The sequence below is a fragment of the Isoptericola haloaureus genome, assembly GCF_036689775.1.
GTDB classification, from domain to species: Bacteria; Actinomycetota; Actinomycetes; order Actinomycetales; family Cellulomonadaceae; genus Isoptericola; species Isoptericola haloaureus.
In genome coordinates this window covers 821622-837139 of record NZ_JBAGLP010000118.1, presented here as the reverse complement: position 1 = coordinate 837139, position 15518 = coordinate 821622, and the positions used below count along the sequence as shown (strand labels likewise).

General features: G+C 73.6%; 13 protein-coding genes. 9 read left to right on the top strand and 4 right to left on the bottom strand.

Features of this window, described 5'->3' with window-relative positions; genetic code table 11:
* Positions 1–138 precede the first annotated feature (138 nt).
* Positions 139–666: a hypothetical protein gene (locus V5O49_RS13985; protein WP_332902730.1), complete on the top strand. Its 528-nt coding sequence runs from the start codon at positions 139–141 to the stop codon at positions 664–666.
* A gap of 27 nt (positions 667–693) precedes the next feature.
* Here the strand turns inward: V5O49_RS13985 and crtI are convergent, their stop codons facing one another.
* Entirely contained in the window at positions 694–2313 is a 1620-nt protein-coding gene (crtI, locus tag V5O49_RS13980; RefSeq protein WP_332902729.1) for a phytoene desaturase family protein, read from the bottom strand.
* Positions 2310–3245, bottom strand: a complete 936-nt coding sequence (locus V5O49_RS13975) for a phytoene/squalene synthase family protein (RefSeq protein ID WP_332902728.1) — start codon at positions 3243–3245, stop codon at positions 2310–2312. The genes crtI and V5O49_RS13975 overlap by 4 nt, the downstream gene beginning before the upstream one ends.
* Before the next feature lie 51 nt (positions 3246–3296).
* On the opposite strand from V5O49_RS13975, the gene V5O49_RS13970 reads away from it, so the two are divergent.
* Together V5O49_RS13970 and purL are read left to right on the top strand one after the other, a co-directional pair.
* Positions 3297–3866, top strand: coding sequence for a MarR family winged helix-turn-helix transcriptional regulator (locus V5O49_RS13970; RefSeq protein ID WP_332902727.1), 570 nt, complete (start codon positions 3297–3299; stop codon positions 3864–3866).
* A 48-nt stretch (positions 3867–3914) separates the two neighbouring features.
* Positions 3915–6248 (top strand): phosphoribosylformylglycinamidine synthase subunit PurL, encoded by a 2334-nt coding sequence (gene purL, locus V5O49_RS13965; protein ID WP_332902726.1) that lies wholly within the window; start codon positions 3915–3917, stop codon positions 6246–6248.
* Between the two features lie 120 nt (positions 6249–6368).
* Here purL and dps read toward each other — a convergent pair whose 3' ends face one another.
* Complete coding sequence (gene dps, locus V5O49_RS13960) at positions 6369–6854, bottom strand: DNA starvation/stationary phase protection protein Dps (RefSeq protein ID WP_332902725.1); 486 nt, start codon at positions 6852–6854, stop codon at positions 6369–6371.
* A 204-nt stretch (positions 6855–7058) separates the two neighbouring features.
* Here dps and V5O49_RS13955 point away from each other — a divergent pair, with 204 nt between their 5' ends.
* On the top strand, positions 7059–7451 hold the full coding sequence (locus tag V5O49_RS13955) for a hypothetical protein (protein ID WP_332902724.1): 393 nt from the start codon (positions 7059–7061) through the stop codon (positions 7449–7451).
* A gap of 277 nt (positions 7452–7728) precedes the next feature.
* Here V5O49_RS13955 and V5O49_RS13950 read toward each other — a convergent pair whose 3' ends face one another.
* On the bottom strand, positions 7729–9960 hold the full coding sequence (locus V5O49_RS13950; protein ID WP_332902962.1) for an NADP-dependent isocitrate dehydrogenase: 2232 nt from the start codon (positions 9958–9960) through the stop codon (positions 7729–7731).
* A gap of 179 nt (positions 9961–10139) precedes the next feature.
* Between V5O49_RS13950 and V5O49_RS13945 the strand changes: the two genes are divergently transcribed.
* The 5 genes from V5O49_RS13945 (at position 10140) to V5O49_RS13925 (ending at position 15466) form a co-directional block, all read left to right on the top strand.
* A complete protein-coding gene (locus V5O49_RS13945) occupies positions 10140–11615 on the top strand; it encodes an RNB domain-containing ribonuclease (RefSeq protein WP_332902723.1) in 1476 nt (491 codons plus the stop codon).
* 30 nt (positions 11616–11645) lie between these two features.
* Positions 11646–12017 carry a sterol carrier family protein gene (locus V5O49_RS13940; protein ID WP_332902722.1) on the top strand — a complete coding sequence of 124 codons (372 nt, stop codon included), beginning with the start codon at positions 11646–11648 and terminating at the stop codon, positions 12015–12017.
* Positions 12018–12068: 51 nt separating this feature from the next.
* Positions 12069–12242: a hypothetical protein gene (locus V5O49_RS13935; protein WP_332902721.1), complete on the top strand. Its 174-nt coding sequence runs from the start codon at positions 12069–12071 to the stop codon at positions 12240–12242.
* Between the two features lie 166 nt (positions 12243–12408).
* Complete coding sequence (locus tag V5O49_RS13930) at positions 12409–14991, top strand: ExeM/NucH family extracellular endonuclease (protein WP_332902720.1); 2583 nt, start codon at positions 12409–12411, stop codon at positions 14989–14991.
* A gap of 112 nt (positions 14992–15103) precedes the next feature.
* The gene (locus V5O49_RS13925; protein ID WP_332902719.1) at positions 15104–15466 is read left to right on the top strand and encodes a histidine kinase; all 363 of its coding nucleotides are present in this window, start codon (positions 15104–15106) and stop codon (positions 15464–15466) included.
* Positions 15467–15518: the final 52 nt, after the last annotated feature.

Genomic DNA, 15518 nt, shown 5'->3' with positions numbered 1-15518 from the left:
ACCTGTGACCCGGTTCACGCCGGTGGGTCACCTGTGCCACAGCTTGTTCAAGGACCCGTGCGCGGTGGTCGGGCGGGAACGTCACGGCGTCGGCCGACGTTCTCCCAGCACGACCGCACCGCCGCCCCCGGAGGACCGATGCCGACCGACCGCCGCCGCACCCGACCCGACCTCGGGGCCGTCGCCGTCAGCGGACTGGCGACGTGCGCCTGGTACGCGGTGCCCGACGTCGTGCCCGGCCGCGGCCGGCGGGCCCTCGTCAAGACCGCCGTGCTGCTGACGGGGATCACGCTCGGGGTGGCCGTGACCCGCGAGGGCCGGCAGGCGCGCTCGGGCCTGCGGGCGGCGCAGCGGGACGACCCGGCGTCCCGGCACGACGCCGACGCACCGGCCGGCGTGCCCGACGAGGCGACGGACGTGCCGGCCGACGACGCCACGGCGGTCCCGCCGTCGGTCGCGGTGGCCGTCCTGGGCACCGGGCTCGTGCTCACCGGCGTGCTGACCGTGGCGGGGGAGCGGTGGCTCTACCGCCGGGCCGAGGCGATGCGCGCCCGCGGCGTGCGCGCCCCGCACACCCGGGTGGGGCTCGTCATGGGTGGCGTCGCCGCCGCGCTGGCCGCCCTCGACCCGCCGCTCGCGCAGAGCCCGGCCGCGCCGGCGCGCTGACCCCGCCTGCGGCGTCGGGCGCGACCGTCAGGCCGTCGACGGGAGCGCCTCCAGCGGCGCCGGCAGCGGTCGGGCCGAGGTGTCGCCACGGAGGCGCTTGACCACCAGCTCGGCGCTGATCAGGCACATCGGCAGGCCGATGCCGGGGATCGTCGTCCCCCCGGCGTGCAGCAGACCCGTCACCCGGCGCGACTGGTTGCCCGGTCGCAGCATGGCGCTCTGGGACAGCGTGTGCGCCGGGCCGAGCATGCTGCCCGACCAGGAGGCGAGGTCCGCCGCGAAGTCGCCGGGACCGACGGTGCGGCGCACCGCGATGCGGTCCCGCAGGTCCGGGATCCCGGCCCAGTCGGCGATCCGGTCGATCGCGGCGTCAGCGATCGCCTCGACCTGCGGATCGCCGGCGCCGTCCTCGCCGCCGCGTCCGATCGCCGGATCGGCGGGCACGGGCACGAGGAGGAACAGGTTCTCGTCGCCGGCCGGGGAGACCGTGTCGTCGGTGCGCGAGGGCGTGCACACGTACAGCGAGGCCGGGTCGGGGACCCGACCCTGCGCGATCGCGCCGAAGTTCTCGTGCCAGTCCGCCGTGAAGAACAGCGAGTGGTGCTCCAGCTCGGGGATCCGGCCGCGCACGCCGAGCATGACCAGCACGCCGCCCGGTCCCGGGTCACCCTTCTCCCACCGGCGGGCGGGCTGGGAGCGCAGCCGGGCGGGCAGCAGCTCGTGCTCGACGTGGTGCAGGTCCGCGGCCGTCACGACGACGTCCGCGGCGCTGTGGTGCTCCAGCCCGGCGCCGTCGCGCCAGCGCACCCCCGTGACGTGGGCGCGGGGGCGACGCGGGCCGGGCACGGGCGGCTGCTCCTCGCCCGCGTCGGGCCGGCCGCCGATGCCCGTGGTGATCGCCGTCGCGCGGGCCCCGGTGCGCACGGTCACGCCGGCGCGGCGGGACAGGTCGGCGATCGCCTCGATCAGCCGGGTGAACCCGCCGGCCGGGTAGCGGACGCCGCCGTCCAGGTCCAGGGCGCTCATCAGGTGGTACAGCGCCGGGGTGCGGTCCGGGGCCGAGCCCAGGAACACCGCCGGGTAGCCGAGGACCTGCCGCAGGCGCACGTCGTCGAAGCGGCGACCCACGTGCGACTCCAGCGACCGGGTCAGCAGCGGCAGCAGCCGGTGCGCCCGGGCCAGGACCCGGCGGTCGCCCAGCGAGCGCCACGACTCGAACGTCGTGTACAGGAAGTGGTCCAGCGCCATGTCGTAGGCCTCGTGGGCCTCGTCCAGGTAACGGTCCAGCCGCGCGCCGGCACCCGGCTCGACGGCGTCGAACGCGGCGACGTTGGCCGCGCGGTCGCGCCGCACGTCCAGGGGGTCGTCGTGCCCCTCGAAGAACACCCGGTAGGCGGGCTCCAGCGACCGCAGGTCGAGCTCGGCGTCGGTGGAGGACCCCATGAGCTCGAACCAGTGGTCGAACACCTCGGGCATCAGGTACCAGGACGGCCCGGTGTCGAACCGGAACCCGTCGCGGGCCCACGACCCGGCCCGGCCGCCGAGCGTGTCGTGCTGCTCGAGCAGCTCGACCACGTGCCCGTCGCGGGCGAGCAGCCCGGCGGTGGCGAGCCCGGCGATCCCGCCCCCGACGACGACGACCCTCACGCGGCGGCCGCCTTCCGGCGCTCGCGGACCATGGCGGCGAGCACCAGACGACCCTTGACGGCGTCGGGGACCCGGACGCGACGGGTGCGCAGCTCCTCCGCGGGGGTCGCCCGCAGGCGGCTGGAGAGCTCGGCGAAGAGGTCGTGGGCCACGCGCACGGCGACCCGGCTGGACCGCGGCAGCTCGGCGATCGCCGCCGACGCCGTGGCGAGGTCGGCGTCGATGTCGTCGAGCAGCCGGTCGCGGACCGCGTCGTCGAAGTCGTCGTCGTAGCCGGGGAAGTACGCCCGCCCCCGGTCGTCGAGGTCGTCGGCGAGGTCGCGCAGGAAGTTCACCTTCTGGAACGCCGCGCCGAGCCGGGCGGCGCCGGGGGCCAGGCGCGCGTAGGCGGCGTCGTCGCCCCCGGTGAAGACGCGCAGGCACATCAGCCCCACCACCTCCGCCGAGCCGTGCACGTACCGCGCGAAGCTGTCCGGGTCGTGCTCGGTCACGGTGAGGTCGGTGCGCATCGAGGCGAAGAAGGGGGCGGTCAGGTCCGCGCCGATCCCGTAGCGCCGCGCGGTGACCGCGAAGGCGTGCACCACCAGGTTCGTGCTGCGCCCGCGACGCACGGCGGCGTCGACCTCGCGCTCCAGGTCGTCGAGCAGGGCGGCCCGCTCGTCGACGGTCAGCGGGGCGGCCATGTCGTCGACGATCTCGTCCGCGACCCGTACCAGGGCGTACACGGCGCGCACGTGCTCGCGCACGTCCGGACCCAGGAGCCGGCAGGCCCAGCCGAAGGAGGTGGAGTAGCGCTCGATGACCACGCCCGCGCTGCGGTAGGCGACGTCGTCGTAGGCGGAGTCCACCGGGGCAGGCGGTGGGGAGGTGGTGGCGTCGTCGGCGTCCTCGGCGACGTCCGCCCGGTGCTCGGTCATCTCATGGCCTGGCATAAAACTAGCCTAGCAAGAATCTTTCTTTCCGAACTAGGTAGAGTGGAACGCGTGACCCGCCCACCCGAGCCCAGCTCCTCCACGTACTGGTACGGCGGCGACGACGACGCGGCGCGCGAGCTCCTGGAGGCCGTCCGGGTCTTCCGCCGCTCCGACGAGGTGATGCGCCAGCGGGCCAGCCGCGAGATGGACATGAACGTCACCGACCTGCGCGCCCTGCGCTACGTCATCGCGGCCCGGCTGCGGGGCGAGCCGGTCACCCCCCGCGACCTGACCGACTACCTCGAGATCTCCACGGCGTCCACGACCAAGCTGCTCGACCGGCTCGAGGCGACGGGACGACTGCACCGGCGGCCGCACCCGCACGACCGTCGGTCCGTGGTGGTCGAGGCCACCGACGAGGCGCACCGCGAGGTCCGCGACCGGCTCACGCGGGTGCACCACGAGATGTTCGAGGTCGCCCGGCGCGTGCCGGAGCACTGTCGCGGCGCGGTCCGCGACTTCCTCCTCGGGCTCGCGGCGCAGGTCGACGAGCCGGACGGCAGCGCCGCCGCCGTGGCGACCGGCGAGGCCCGCTCGCTCGACGAGGACGGGGCCGGAGGGCCGCCGGTGCGCCGGTAGACTGGCGGACGCTCGGCCCGAGCATCCCGTGCGACCCGAGGGAAGTTGATGACCGCCGCTGCCCAGGCTGCCGCCCCCCGTCCGACGCTCGACACCGTCGACAACGCTGCCGCCACCCCCGACGAGTCCTTGCCGTTCGGCGAGCTCGGCCTCAAGCCCGACGAGTACCAGCGCATCCGCGACATCCTCGGGCGCCGCCCGACGGCCGCGGAGCTGGCCATGTACTCGGTGATGTGGTCCGAGCACTGCTCGTACAAGTCGTCCAAGGTGCACCTGAAGAAGTTCGGCGACCGCGTCACCGAGGAGATGAAGCAGCACCTGCTCGTCGGCATCGGCGAGAACGCGGGCGTCGTCGACATCGGCGACGGCTGGGCCGTGACCTTCAAGGTCGAGTCGCACAACCACCCCTCGTTCGTCGAGCCCTACCAGGGCGCGGCCACGGGCGTGGGCGGCATCGTCCGCGACATCATCTCGATGGGCGCCCGCCCGGTCGCGGTGATGGACCAGCTCCGGTTCGGCGCGGTCGACCACCCCGACACGGCGCGCGTCGTGCACGGCGTCGTCTCCGGCGTCGGCGGCTACGGCAACTCCCTCGGCCTGCCGAACATCGGCGGCGAGCTCGTCTTCGACTCGTCCTACCAGGGCAACCCGCTGGTCAACGCCCTGTGCCTCGGGGTGCTGCGGCACGAGGACATCCACCTGGCCAACGCCTCCGGCGCGGGCAACAAGGTGATCCTCTTCGGTGCGCGCACCGGCGGCGACGGCATCGGCGGGGCCTCCATCCTGGCCTCGGAGACGTTCGAGGACGGTGTCCCGGCCAAGCGGCCCAGCGTCCAGGTCGGCGACCCCTTCATGGAGAAGGTGCTCATCGAGTGCTGCCTCGACCTGTACGCGGCGCACGTCGTCGAGGGCATCCAGGACCTCGGTGCCGCGGGTATCTCCTGCGCCACCTCCGAGCTCGCGTCCAACGGTGACGGCGGCATGCACGTCGACCTGGACGACGTGCTGCTGCGCGACCCCACGCTGAACGCCGGCGAGATCCTCATGTCGGAGTCGCAGGAGCGGATGATGGCCGTCGTGCGGCCGGAGAAGCTCGAGGAGTTCCTCGCGATCACCGACCGCTGGGACGTGGAGACCTCCGTCATCGGCGAGGTCAACGACTCCGGCCGGCTGACGATCGACCACCACGGTCAGCGCATCGTCGACGTCGACCCGACCACCGTCGCGCACGAGGGCCCCGTCTACGAGCGCCCCTACGCCCGGCCGGCCTGGCAGGACGACCTGCAGGCGGCCTCCGTCGCCGGTCTCGGCCTGGAGCGGCCGTCGACGGGGACCGAGCTGCGCGCCTCGGCGCTGCGGCTCCTGGCCTCGCCGAACCTCGCCTCGCCGGCGTGGGTGACGGACCAGTACGACCGGTTCGTGCAGGGCAACACCGCGCTCGCCCAGCCCGACGACGGCGGTGTCGTCCGCGTGGACGAGGGCACCGGGCTGGGGGTCGCCCTGGCCACGGACGCCAACGGCCGGTACGGCAAGCTCGACCCGCGCACCGGTGCGCAGCTCGCCCTGGCCGAGGCGTACCGCAACGTCGCGACCACGGGCGCGACGCCGCTCGCGGTCACCGACTGCCTGAACTTCGGCTCCCCGGAGCACCCGGACTCCATGTGGCAGCTCGTCGAGGCGATCGAGGGGCTGGCCGACGCCTGCCAGGAGCTGGGCGTGCCCGTGACCGGCGGCAACGTGTCGCTGTACAACGGCACCGGTGAGCCCGGCCAGATCGACTCCGCGATCCACCCGACCCCCGTCGTCGGTGTGCTCGGTGTCCTGGACGACGTGCGCTCGGCGCTGCCTTCGGGATGGCGGGAGGTCGGCCAGTCGGTGCTGCTGCTCGGCGCCACCGCGGACGAGCTGGACGGCTCCGCGTGGGCCGAGGTGGAGCACCAGCACCTCGGCGGCCTGCCGCCGCGGGTGGACCTGGCCGCCGAGCGTTCCCTCGCCGAGGTCCTGGTGGCCGCCCGGCGCACCGGCGCCGCGGCCGCGGCCCACGACCTGTCCGAGGGCGGTCTGGTCCAGTCCCTGCTCGAGGCGTCGCTGCGCTACGGCGTGGGCGTCTCGGTCTCGCTCGACGAGCTCGGTGCGCGGGACGGCGTGACGCCCTTCGAGGCACTGTTCAGCGAGTCCACCGCCCGGGCGCTCGTCGCGGTCGCCCCGGATCGCGAGGCCGAGGTGCTCGCCCTGGCCGAGGAGGCCGGCGTGCCGGTGCTCCGTCTCGGCCGCACCGGGGGTGACGGCGTCGCCGTCACGTTCGGCGAGGACTCCTTCGCGATCGCGCTGGACGAGGCCCGCGAGGCCCACGAGGGGGCGCTCCCGCGCCTCTTCGGCTGACCCGCGCCGCCCACCGCTCGGTGTCGCCCACCTCCGTTGTGGGCATGAAAAATGCAGGTCCCCGAATCGGGGACCTGCATTTTTCATGCCCACAACGGGGCAGCGGACGGTGCGGGGGAGTCAGACCTCGTGGTTCTCCGAGGACATCATCCAGGCCTGCTTCTCCAGGTCGTGGATGATCTCGTGCAGCAGGTCGGCCGACGTCGGGTCGGCGGCGTCGACGTCGTCGTGCACCTCGCGCACGACCTCGGCGACCTGCGCGACGCGCTCGACGACCGCGTCGACGGTGTCCGTCACCGACACCAGGCCGGCGGGGTAGGGCGAGAGGTCGGTCGACGTGGCCACCGTCTCGGTGCGCCCGTCCGGCACGGCCTGCAGGGCCCGCAGCCGCTCGGCGACCGTGTCGCTGTGCTCGCGGGCGACGTCGACGAGCTCGTCGAGCTGCAGGTGCAGGTCGCGGAAGCCGCGTCCCGTGACGTTCCAGTGCGCCTGCTTGCCCTGGACGTGCAGGTCGACGAGGGCCACGAGCACGCGCTGCAGGTGCTTGGTCAGGGTCTCGGAGGCCTCGGCGCGGTCCGTGGTGCGATGGATGGCGGGCGTGGTCATGGTGCTCCTCGCTCTCTCGGGGGTCTCCCGGTCGCGGTGGCCGCCGGCGATCGCCGGGGCGCTTTCCTGGAACAGTTCCAGAATAGGCCTGTGGACGAGGTCTCGCCAGCGGGGCGGGCCGCACCGTGCTCCGCGCCGGTCGGCGTCGGAGCGGTCGCCCGGGCGTGATCCAGGTCACTAGAATGGGTGCCCTGGAGGCGCACGATGACGTGGCTCGCGATGGCCCTGGTGGCGACCGGCGTGCTGGTCGCCGGACTCGCCGTGCGGTCGTGGCTGGGCTCGGACGCCCACCGCGACGGCGTGCTGCGACGTCGTCGTCGCCGGTCGGGTCCCGACCCGATGGTCACGCTGACGATCCAGGTGCGGCTCGGCGAGCTCGCCGCCGAGTTGCGGACCGTCAGCGAGGACCCCGGTCTCTACGCACGGGCCCACCACTACCGGGCCGTCCAGGACGCCTACGACGCCATGCTGCGCGACGCCTGCCGGATCGCGGGCCTCGCCGTCGTCGACGTGCCGCTGCGACCCCACGAGCGGCTCACCGAGGACGAGCGGCTGCGCGAGGAGCTGGAGCTCAGCTCCCGCGGCTGGTCCTGGTGACCCGCGAGGTAGGCAAATTTCTGCCGAGGTAGGCAACTTCTCCCCGAGGTAGGCGGGTTCTCCCCGAGGTAGGCAACATTCGGCCGAGGTAGGCAAACCCGCGTGGAGACGAGTGACGCCCCGGCGCGGAGGAGCGGAACCGCTCCACCGCACCAGGGCGTCGCCTGCCTCGGCAGGATGTTGCCTACCTCGCCGGGGTGTTGCCTATCTCGCCGGGGTGATGCCTACCTCGGCGGGGTGCTGCCTACCTCGGGGGCCTGCCGTGCTCGCGGGGCGATCAGAACGTGTCGATGGCCTCGTTGAGCGTCTTCGACGGGCGCATGACCTTCGCGGCCTTGTCGCCGTCCGGCCAGTAGTAGCCGCCGACGTCGGCCGGGTTGCCCTGGACCGCCAGCATCTCGTCGACGATCGTGGCCTCGGCCGCGGTGAGCCGCTCGGCGAGCGGCCCGAAGACCTCGGCCAGCTCGGCGTCCTCCGTCTGCTTCGCCAGCTCCTGGGCCCAGTACAGGCCGAGGTAGAAGTGCGAGCCGCGGTTGTCGATCCCGCCGATGCGGCGCGTCGGGCCCTTGTCCTCGTTGAGGAACGTCTCGGTGGCGCGGTCCAGGGTGTCGGCCAGCACGCGGGCGCGGGCGTTGTCGTCGACCTTGGCCAGGTGCTCGAACGAGGCGGCCAGCGCGAAGAACTCGCCCAGGGAGTCCCAGCGCAGGTAGTTCTCGGCCAGGAGCTGCTGGACGTGCTTGGGGGCCGAGCCGCCGGCGCCGGTCTCGAACAGGCCGCCACCGTTCATCAGCGGCACGATCGAGAGCATCTTCGCCGAGGTGCCGACCTCGAGGATCGGGAAGAGGTCCGTGTTGTAGTCGCGCAGCACGTTGCCGGTCACGGAGATCGTGTCCAGGCCCTCGCGCATGCGGTCCAGCGAGTACCGCGTGGCCTCGGCCGGGTTCATCACGAGGATCTCGAGGCCGTCGGTGTCGTGCTCCGGCAGGTACTGCTCGAGCTTGGCGATGAGGTTGGTGTCGTGCGCCCGGGTCTCGTCCAGCCAGAACACGGCCGGGACGCCGGACTCGCGGGCGCGGCGCACCGCCAGCCCCACCCAGTCGCGGATCGGGGCGTCCTTGGTCTGGCACGCACGCCAGATGTCCCCGGCCGCGACGTCGTGCGACGTCAGTACCTCGCCGGCGCTGTTCACGATCTCGACGGTGCCGTCGGCGGGGATCTCGAACGTCTTGTCGTGCGAGCCGTACTCCTCGGCCTTCTTCGCCATGAGGCCGACGTTCGGCACGGAACCCATGGTGGCGGGGTCCAGCGCCCCCTTGGCCTTGCAGTCGTCGATGACGGCCTGGTAGACGCCGGCGTAGGAGGAGTCGGGGATGACGGCGAGCGTGTCGTGCTCGGCGCCGTCGGGGCCCCACATGTGGCCGCCGATGCGGATCATGGCCGGCATGGAGGCGTCGATGATGACGTCGGAGGGCACGTGCAGGTTGGAGATGCCGCGGTCGGAGTCGACCATGGCCAGCGCGGGCCCGTCGGCGAGCCCCTTCTCGATGGCGGCCTTGACGTCGGCGCCGTGCTCCAGGGAGTCCAGGCCGGTGAGGATGCCGCCGAGGCCGTCGCGCGAGGACAGGCCCGCGGCCTTGAGCTCGGCGCCGTACTGCTCGAACACCTCGGGCAGGAACGCCTCGACGATGTGGCCGAAGATGATCGGGTCCGAGACCTTCATCATCGTGGCCTTGAGGTGCGCCGAGAAGAGCACGCCGGTGTCCTTGGCGCGCTGGATCTGCTCGGCGAGGAAGGCGTGCAGCGCCTCGACGGACAGGAACGTCGAGTCCACGACCTCGCCGGCCTCGACCGCGAGGCCGTCCTTGAGGACCTGGGTGCCGTCGGCGGTGCGCAGACGGATGGTCAGGGAGTCGGCCTCGGGGATGACGACGGACTGCTCGTTGGAGCGGAAGTCGTGGGCGCCCATCGTGGCGACCTCGGTCTTCGAGTCCGCGCTCCACTCGCCCATGCGGTGCGGGTGCGCCTTGGCGTAGTTCTTGACGGCCGAGGGTGCGCGGCGGTCGGAGTTGCCCTCGCGCAGCACCGGGTTCACGGCCGAGCCCTTGACCTTGTCGTACGCGGCGCGGGCCGTGCGCTCGGCGTCGGTGGTCGGCTCCTCGGGGTAGTCCGGGATGGCGTAGCCGGCGGCCTGCAGCTCGGCGATGGCGGCCTTGAGCTGGGGGACGGAGGCCGAGATGTTCGGCAGCTTGATGATGTTCGCCTCGGGCGTGGTGGCCATCTGGCCCAGCTCGGCCAGGGCGTCCTCGACCCGCTGGTCCTCGCCGAGCGTCTCGGGGAACTGGGCGAGGATGCGCCCGGCCAGGGAGATGTCGCGGGTCTCGACCGCGACGCCGGCCTTGGCGGCGTACGCCTGCACGATCGGCAGGAACGAGTAGGTGGCCAGCAGGGGCGCCTCGTCGGTGAAGGTGTAGATGATGGTGCCGGCCGCCGGCCGGGACTCGGTGTTCATGCGCAGGTGCTCCTGACGACGACGAGATGGTTTGATATCAAGATACTTGGCCGCCCACGGCCGTGTCGAAACCACGCGGCGCGTGCGCGGGCGACGGTGCCCGTGACGTCCCATGGTGTCCGACGGCGGAGCGCCTGTCTCCCCGCGCGCCGGGGCGCGGGCGCCACTACCGTCGTGACGTGCCCATCCGACAGCTGCGGATCGCCTCCGCCACCCCCGAGGACGTCGGCGGCGCGCTGGCGTCGCTGCGTGCGGAGGTCGGGCTGCCCGCGCTGTACCCGGCCGAGGCCCGGGCGGAGGCGGAGGTCGCCGCGCAGGGCGACCTGAAGGACTTCCGCCAGGACCGCCGGGACATCGACTTCGTGACGATCGACCCCGCCGGTGCGAAGGACCTCGACCAGGCGGTCCACGTGGCGAGCTCCGGGCACGGCTACATCGTGCGGTACGCGGTCGCCGACACGGCGGCGTTCGTGTCGCCGGGCGGTGCCCTCGACACCGAGGTGCACCGGCGCGGGGTGACGTACTACGGCCCGGACACCCGCTCCCTGCTCTACCCGGCCGTGCTCTCCGAGGGCGCCGCGAGCCTGCTGCCGGACCAGGACCGCCCGGCGGTGCTGTGGACCATCTCCCTGGACTCCCGCGGCGAGATCGGCAGCGTCGCCGTGACACGGGCCGTGGTCCGCTCGCGGGCCCGCCTGACCTACGGCGAGGCGCAGACCGCGCTCGACTCCGGCACGGCGCCGGAGCCGCTGGTCCACCTCGCCGACGTCGGGCGGCTGCGCCAGCAGCGCGAGCGCGAGCGGGGCGCCGTCTCCCTGCCGGTGCCCGAGCAGGAGGTCGTGCAGCGTCCGGACGGGTCGTTCGACCTGGAGCTGCGCCGGACGCTGCCGGTGGAGTCGTGGAACGCGCAGATCTCGTTGCTGACGGGCATCTCGGCCGCCCGGCTCATGCGTGACGCCGGCGTGGGGCTGCTGCGCACGCTGCCCCCGGCGCGGGTCGAGGACGTCATGCGGCTGCGCCGGACCGCCGCCGCGCTGGGCATCGACTGGCCCGACGAGGTGCCGTACGGCGAGCTGCTGTCGCGCGTCGAGTCCCGCCGGGCCGCCCATGCGGCCTTCCTGACCGAGGCGACGACCCTGTTCCGCGGTGCCGGCTACCTGGCGTTCGGGGTGCCCGGTCCGCAGGGTGGCGCCCGGGTGGGGCTGCCGGACGACGCGCGGCACGCCGCCGTCGGCGCCGAGTACGCCCACGTGACCGCACCGCTGCGGCGGGTGGCCGACCGGTACGCGACCGAGATCTGCCTGGCCCAGTCGGCCGGCCGCGACGTGCCCGGCTGGGTGCTCGAGGCGCTGCCGCGGCTGCCTGCCACGATGGCGGCGGCCACGGCGCGCGAGGCGGCCTTCGAGCGCTCGTGCATCGACATCGTCGAGGCGGCGCTGCTCGCGGCACGGGTCGGCCGCCGCTTCGAGGCCGTGGTCGTCGACGACGGCGACACGCCCGACGACGACGGCCTGCGCCACGGTGAGGTCATGCTGCGCGAACCGCCCGTGCGTGCCCGGGTCCGCGGCACGTCGCTGCCGCTGGGCGAGCGGATCAAGGTGACGCTCGCCGAGGCGTCCGTGGCGGACCGCCGGGTGCTCTTCACCGCACCCTGACCACCCGGCCGCCGGGCCTACAGTGTGGCCATGCCTGCACGACGACGGACCGACCCGGTGGTGGGTCGTGCGGCGGTGGCCGCGTGGCTCGCCGGGGACGCCGACCGCCGCACCACGACGACGGCCGTGCGGTTCACGCTCGAGGAGCTGGCCGCCGTCGCTCCCGGGAACGCCGTGGAGGTCCGGGTGCCGCCGGCCGGGGCCGTGCAGGCCGTCCCCGGTCCCCGGCACACCCGCGGCACACCGCCGAACGTCGTGGAGACCGACGTCGAGACCTGGCTGGGACTGGCCACCGGCCGGCGCACCTGGGCCGAGGTGTCCGACGAGGGGAGGGTCCGCGCCTCGGGGGAACGGGCCGACCTCAGCGCGTGGCTGCCGCTGCAGGCGGCGCGACTGCGGTGACCGCCCCGTCGCCGACATGCACGATCCACCCCCGTCTCCGACGATGGAGCGATGCTGTGGTTCGGGGGAGCGCTGGTCGTCGGTGGTGTGCTGCTCGCGGCGAGGGCGACGTGGGCGGCGCGGCGGGGTTGCGTCACCGGGACGCACGGCCTGCTGATCGCGGTCGGGGCGGGGAGCGCCGTGTGGGGCGCGGTGCTCCTGGGCGTCGCCGCGGGCTCCTCCTAGGTGACGCACGAGCGGCACGTCGCCGTGCGCTCGTCGGCACCTCCCGCTAGCGTCGCGCGCACCCGTCCCCTGTCGGCAGTGCGCCGGTGACCTGCGGTTCAAACGCAGTTCACACGGTCCTGCTTGGCTGTGGACACCTGTCATCACTGCTCCCAGGAGGGCCAGCGTGACCCGTAACCCCAGCCCACGGCACCGCCGTCGCACCGCGTACAGCGCGGTGCTGGCGACCGCTCTCGCCGTCCCGTCCGTCGCTGCGGTCGTCGTCCCGGCCGCCGCCGAGCCGTCGCTCGACGCCCCCGTCCTCATCGACGAGGTCTACGGCGGCGGCGGCAACAACGGCGGCGTCTACGACCGCGACTTCGTCGAGCTGTACAACCCCGGCGACGAGCCCGTCTCGCTCGACGGCTGGTCCGTCCAGTACGGCTCGGCCGGCGGGACCACGTGGTCCTCGCAGACCGACCTCACCGGGGAGATCCCGGCCGGCGCGTCGTTCCTCGTCGCGCAGGCGGCCGGCAACGACGACTCCCAGCCCGACCTGCCCACCCCCGACGTCGAGGGCGGCATCTACATGTCCGGCTCCGGTGCCGAGGTCGCGCTGGTCTCCTCGACCGACCGCCTGGACTGTTCCGGCGCCGCCTGCGCCGAGGTCGCGGACCTCGTCGACCTCGTCGGCTGGGGCTCGGCGAACACCTACCTCGGGTCGGCCCCCGCCCCGGGCACGAGCAACTCCGTCTCGGTGGCGCGCGTCGACCACGCGCACACCGTGGACAACGCGGCCGACTTCGTCACCGGGACCCCGACGCCGGAGAACAGCGGGTCGACCGGGGAGCCGACGCCGACGCCCTCGCCGTCGCAGGACCCCGCTCCCGAGCTCGTGACCATCGCCGAGATCCAGGGCACCGGCGACGCCTCGCCGCTCGACGGTCAGGACGTCACCACCCGGGGTGTCGTGACCGCGGCCTACCCGACCGGCGGGTTCAACGGCTTCACGCTGCAGACGGCCGGCACCGGCGGCGACCCGGCGGACGACGAGACGCCGGGCGCCTCGGACGCCGTCTTCGTCTACTCCTGGGCGGCCGCCCAGGAGGTCGAGGTCGGCGACCACGTCGAGGTCACCGGGGAGGCCACCGAGTACTACGACCTGACCCAGGTCGCCGCGGAGACGTGGACGGTGCTGGACGAGCCCGCCGAGCCCGTCGAGCCGACCGTCACCGGCTGGCCCGCCACCGAGGCCGAGCGCGAGGCGCTGGAGAACATGCTGCTCGCGCCGTCCGGCGAGTTCACCGTCACGGACAACTACTCGACGAACTACTACGGCACCGTCGGCCTGGCCGCCGGCGACGGCCCGCTCGTGCAGCCGACGACGGCGGGTCGCCCGGGGTCGGACGAGGCCGCCGCGCAGGTGGCCGAGAACGCCGCCCTGGCCGTGCAGCTCGACGACGGGTCGTCGTGGAACTACTCCAGCGCCTCGCGCGCCGACACCCCGCTGCCCTGGCTGAACGGTACCGACCCGGTGCGCGTCGGTGCCGCGGTGACGTTCACGGGCCCCGTCGTGCTCGACTACCGCTACAGCGCCTGGTCCTTCCAGCCGCAGCAGCAGCTCACCGGGGACAGCCCCGACGACGTGCAGCCCGCGACGTTCGAGAACACCCGGGAGTCCTCGCCGCAGGACGTGGGTGGTGACGTCCGGGTCGCGACGTTCAACGTGCTGAACTACTTCACCACCACCGGGGACCAGCTCGAGGGCTGCTCCTACTACACCGACCGCGCCGGCGACCCGATCAGCGTGCGTGGTGGGTGCCTGGCCCGCGGCGCGGCCGACGCCGAGAACCTGCAGCGGCAGCAGACCAAGATCGTCGCGGCGATCAGCGACCTGGGGGCCGACGTCGTCGCCCTCGAGGAGATCGAGAACTCGGCCGCGTTCGGGAAGGACCGCGACCAGGCGCTGTCCGACCTCGTCGACGCGCTCAACGCGGCCGACGGCGCCGGCACCTGGGCGTTCGTGCCCTCGCCGGCCGAGGTGCCCGCGGACGAGGACGTCATCCGCAACGCCTTCGTCTACCGGACGGCCGGTGCCGAGCCGGTCGGGGAGTCGCGGATCCTCACCGACGCCCCGGAGGCGTTCCAGAACGCCCGCGAGCCGCTGGCCCAGGTCTTCCAGCCCGCGGGCGGCAAGACCGCCGCGCCGGTGGACGACGTCGTGGTCATCACCAACCACTTCAAGTCCAAGGGGTCGCTCGGGCCGTGGCCCGGCGACGTCGACGCCGGTGACGGGCAGGGCCGGAACAACGAGTCCCGCGTCCGGCAGGCGACGGCGCTGGTGGAGTTCGCCGACGAGGTGGCCTCCGACGCGCGCACCGACCGCGTGCTGCTGGTGGGCGACTTCAACGCCTACGAGCAGGAGGACCCGATCGTCGTGCTCGCCGAGGCCGGCTACACCGACCTCGGGCCGACCACGGGCGAGTACACGTACAGCTACGACGGCCAGGTCGGGTCGCTGGACCACGTGCTCGCCTCCGAGGGGGCGATGGACGACGTGACCGGCGCGGACATCTGGAACATCAACGCCTACGAGCCCGTCGCGAACGAGTACAGCCGGTACAACTACAACGCGACGATCCTGTACGACACCTCGCCGTTCCGGTCCTCGGACCACGACCCGCTGCTGGTCGGGCTCGACCTGGCACCGGGCGCCCCGTCCTGGGCGAACGGCCACGGGCCGGGCGGGAACCCGAAGCACGACGACTGACCCTGCCCGACGGCTCCGGCCGACCGCTCCAGCTCCCGGGGGCCCGGCCGGACGCGTGCCCGACGCGTCCGGCCGGGCCTCCGGCGTCCTGTCGGGGCGATAGGCTCGGCGGGTGAGCAGCACCCCTCCCGAGCAGCCCGCCGAGACCCCCGACGCCGTCGAGGAGACGCCGTCGGAACCTGTCGATGAACCGGCGAGCACGGCGGCCGACGACGAGCACCTGCTCGTGGACCCGGCACGCGTGCGGCGTGCCCCGCGCTACCGGGCCTTCTTCACCGTCGGCGCCGTCGTCGGCCTGGTGGTCGGGCTCGTCGTCGGGACCTGGCTGACCGGGATCGCGGCGGACGACGAGGTCCTCCTGCTCAAGCCGGGCGTCTTCGTCTCGGTCGTCACGCTGGCCACGACGACCTTCTTCGTGCTGCTCGCCGGGGGCCTCGCGATCCTCGCCGACCGGCGCAGCCTGAGACGTCGCTGAGAGCCTTCCGCACGAGGCCGGCCGCGACGGCGCCGGACCGTCCCGCGGCGGG

Coding starts and splice junctions, on each gene's coding strand:
- V5O49_RS13985 (WP_332902730.1), top strand. CDS start 139: ATGCCGACCGACCGCCGCCGCACCCGACCCGACCTCGGGGCCGTCGCC.
- purL (WP_332902726.1), top strand. CDS start 3,915: ATGACCGCCGCTGCCCAGGCTGCCGCCCCCCGTCCGACGCTCGACACC.
- V5O49_RS13935 (WP_332902721.1), top strand. CDS start 12,069: ATGCTGTGGTTCGGGGGAGCGCTGGTCGTCGGTGGTGTGCTGCTCGCG.
- V5O49_RS13950 (WP_332902962.1), bottom strand. CDS start 9,960: ATGAACACCGAGTCCCGGCCGGCGGCCGGCACCATCATCTACACCTTC.
- dps (WP_332902725.1), bottom strand. CDS start 6,854: ATGACCACGCCCGCCATCCATCGCACCACGGACCGCGCCGAGGCCTCC.
- V5O49_RS13975 (WP_332902728.1), bottom strand. CDS start 3,245: ATGCCAGGCCATGAGATGACCGAGCACCGGGCGGACGTCGCCGAGGAC.
- V5O49_RS13940 (WP_332902722.1), top strand. CDS start 11,646: ATGCCTGCACGACGACGGACCGACCCGGTGGTGGGTCGTGCGGCGGTG.
- V5O49_RS13955 (WP_332902724.1), top strand. CDS start 7,059: ATGACGTGGCTCGCGATGGCCCTGGTGGCGACCGGCGTGCTGGTCGCC.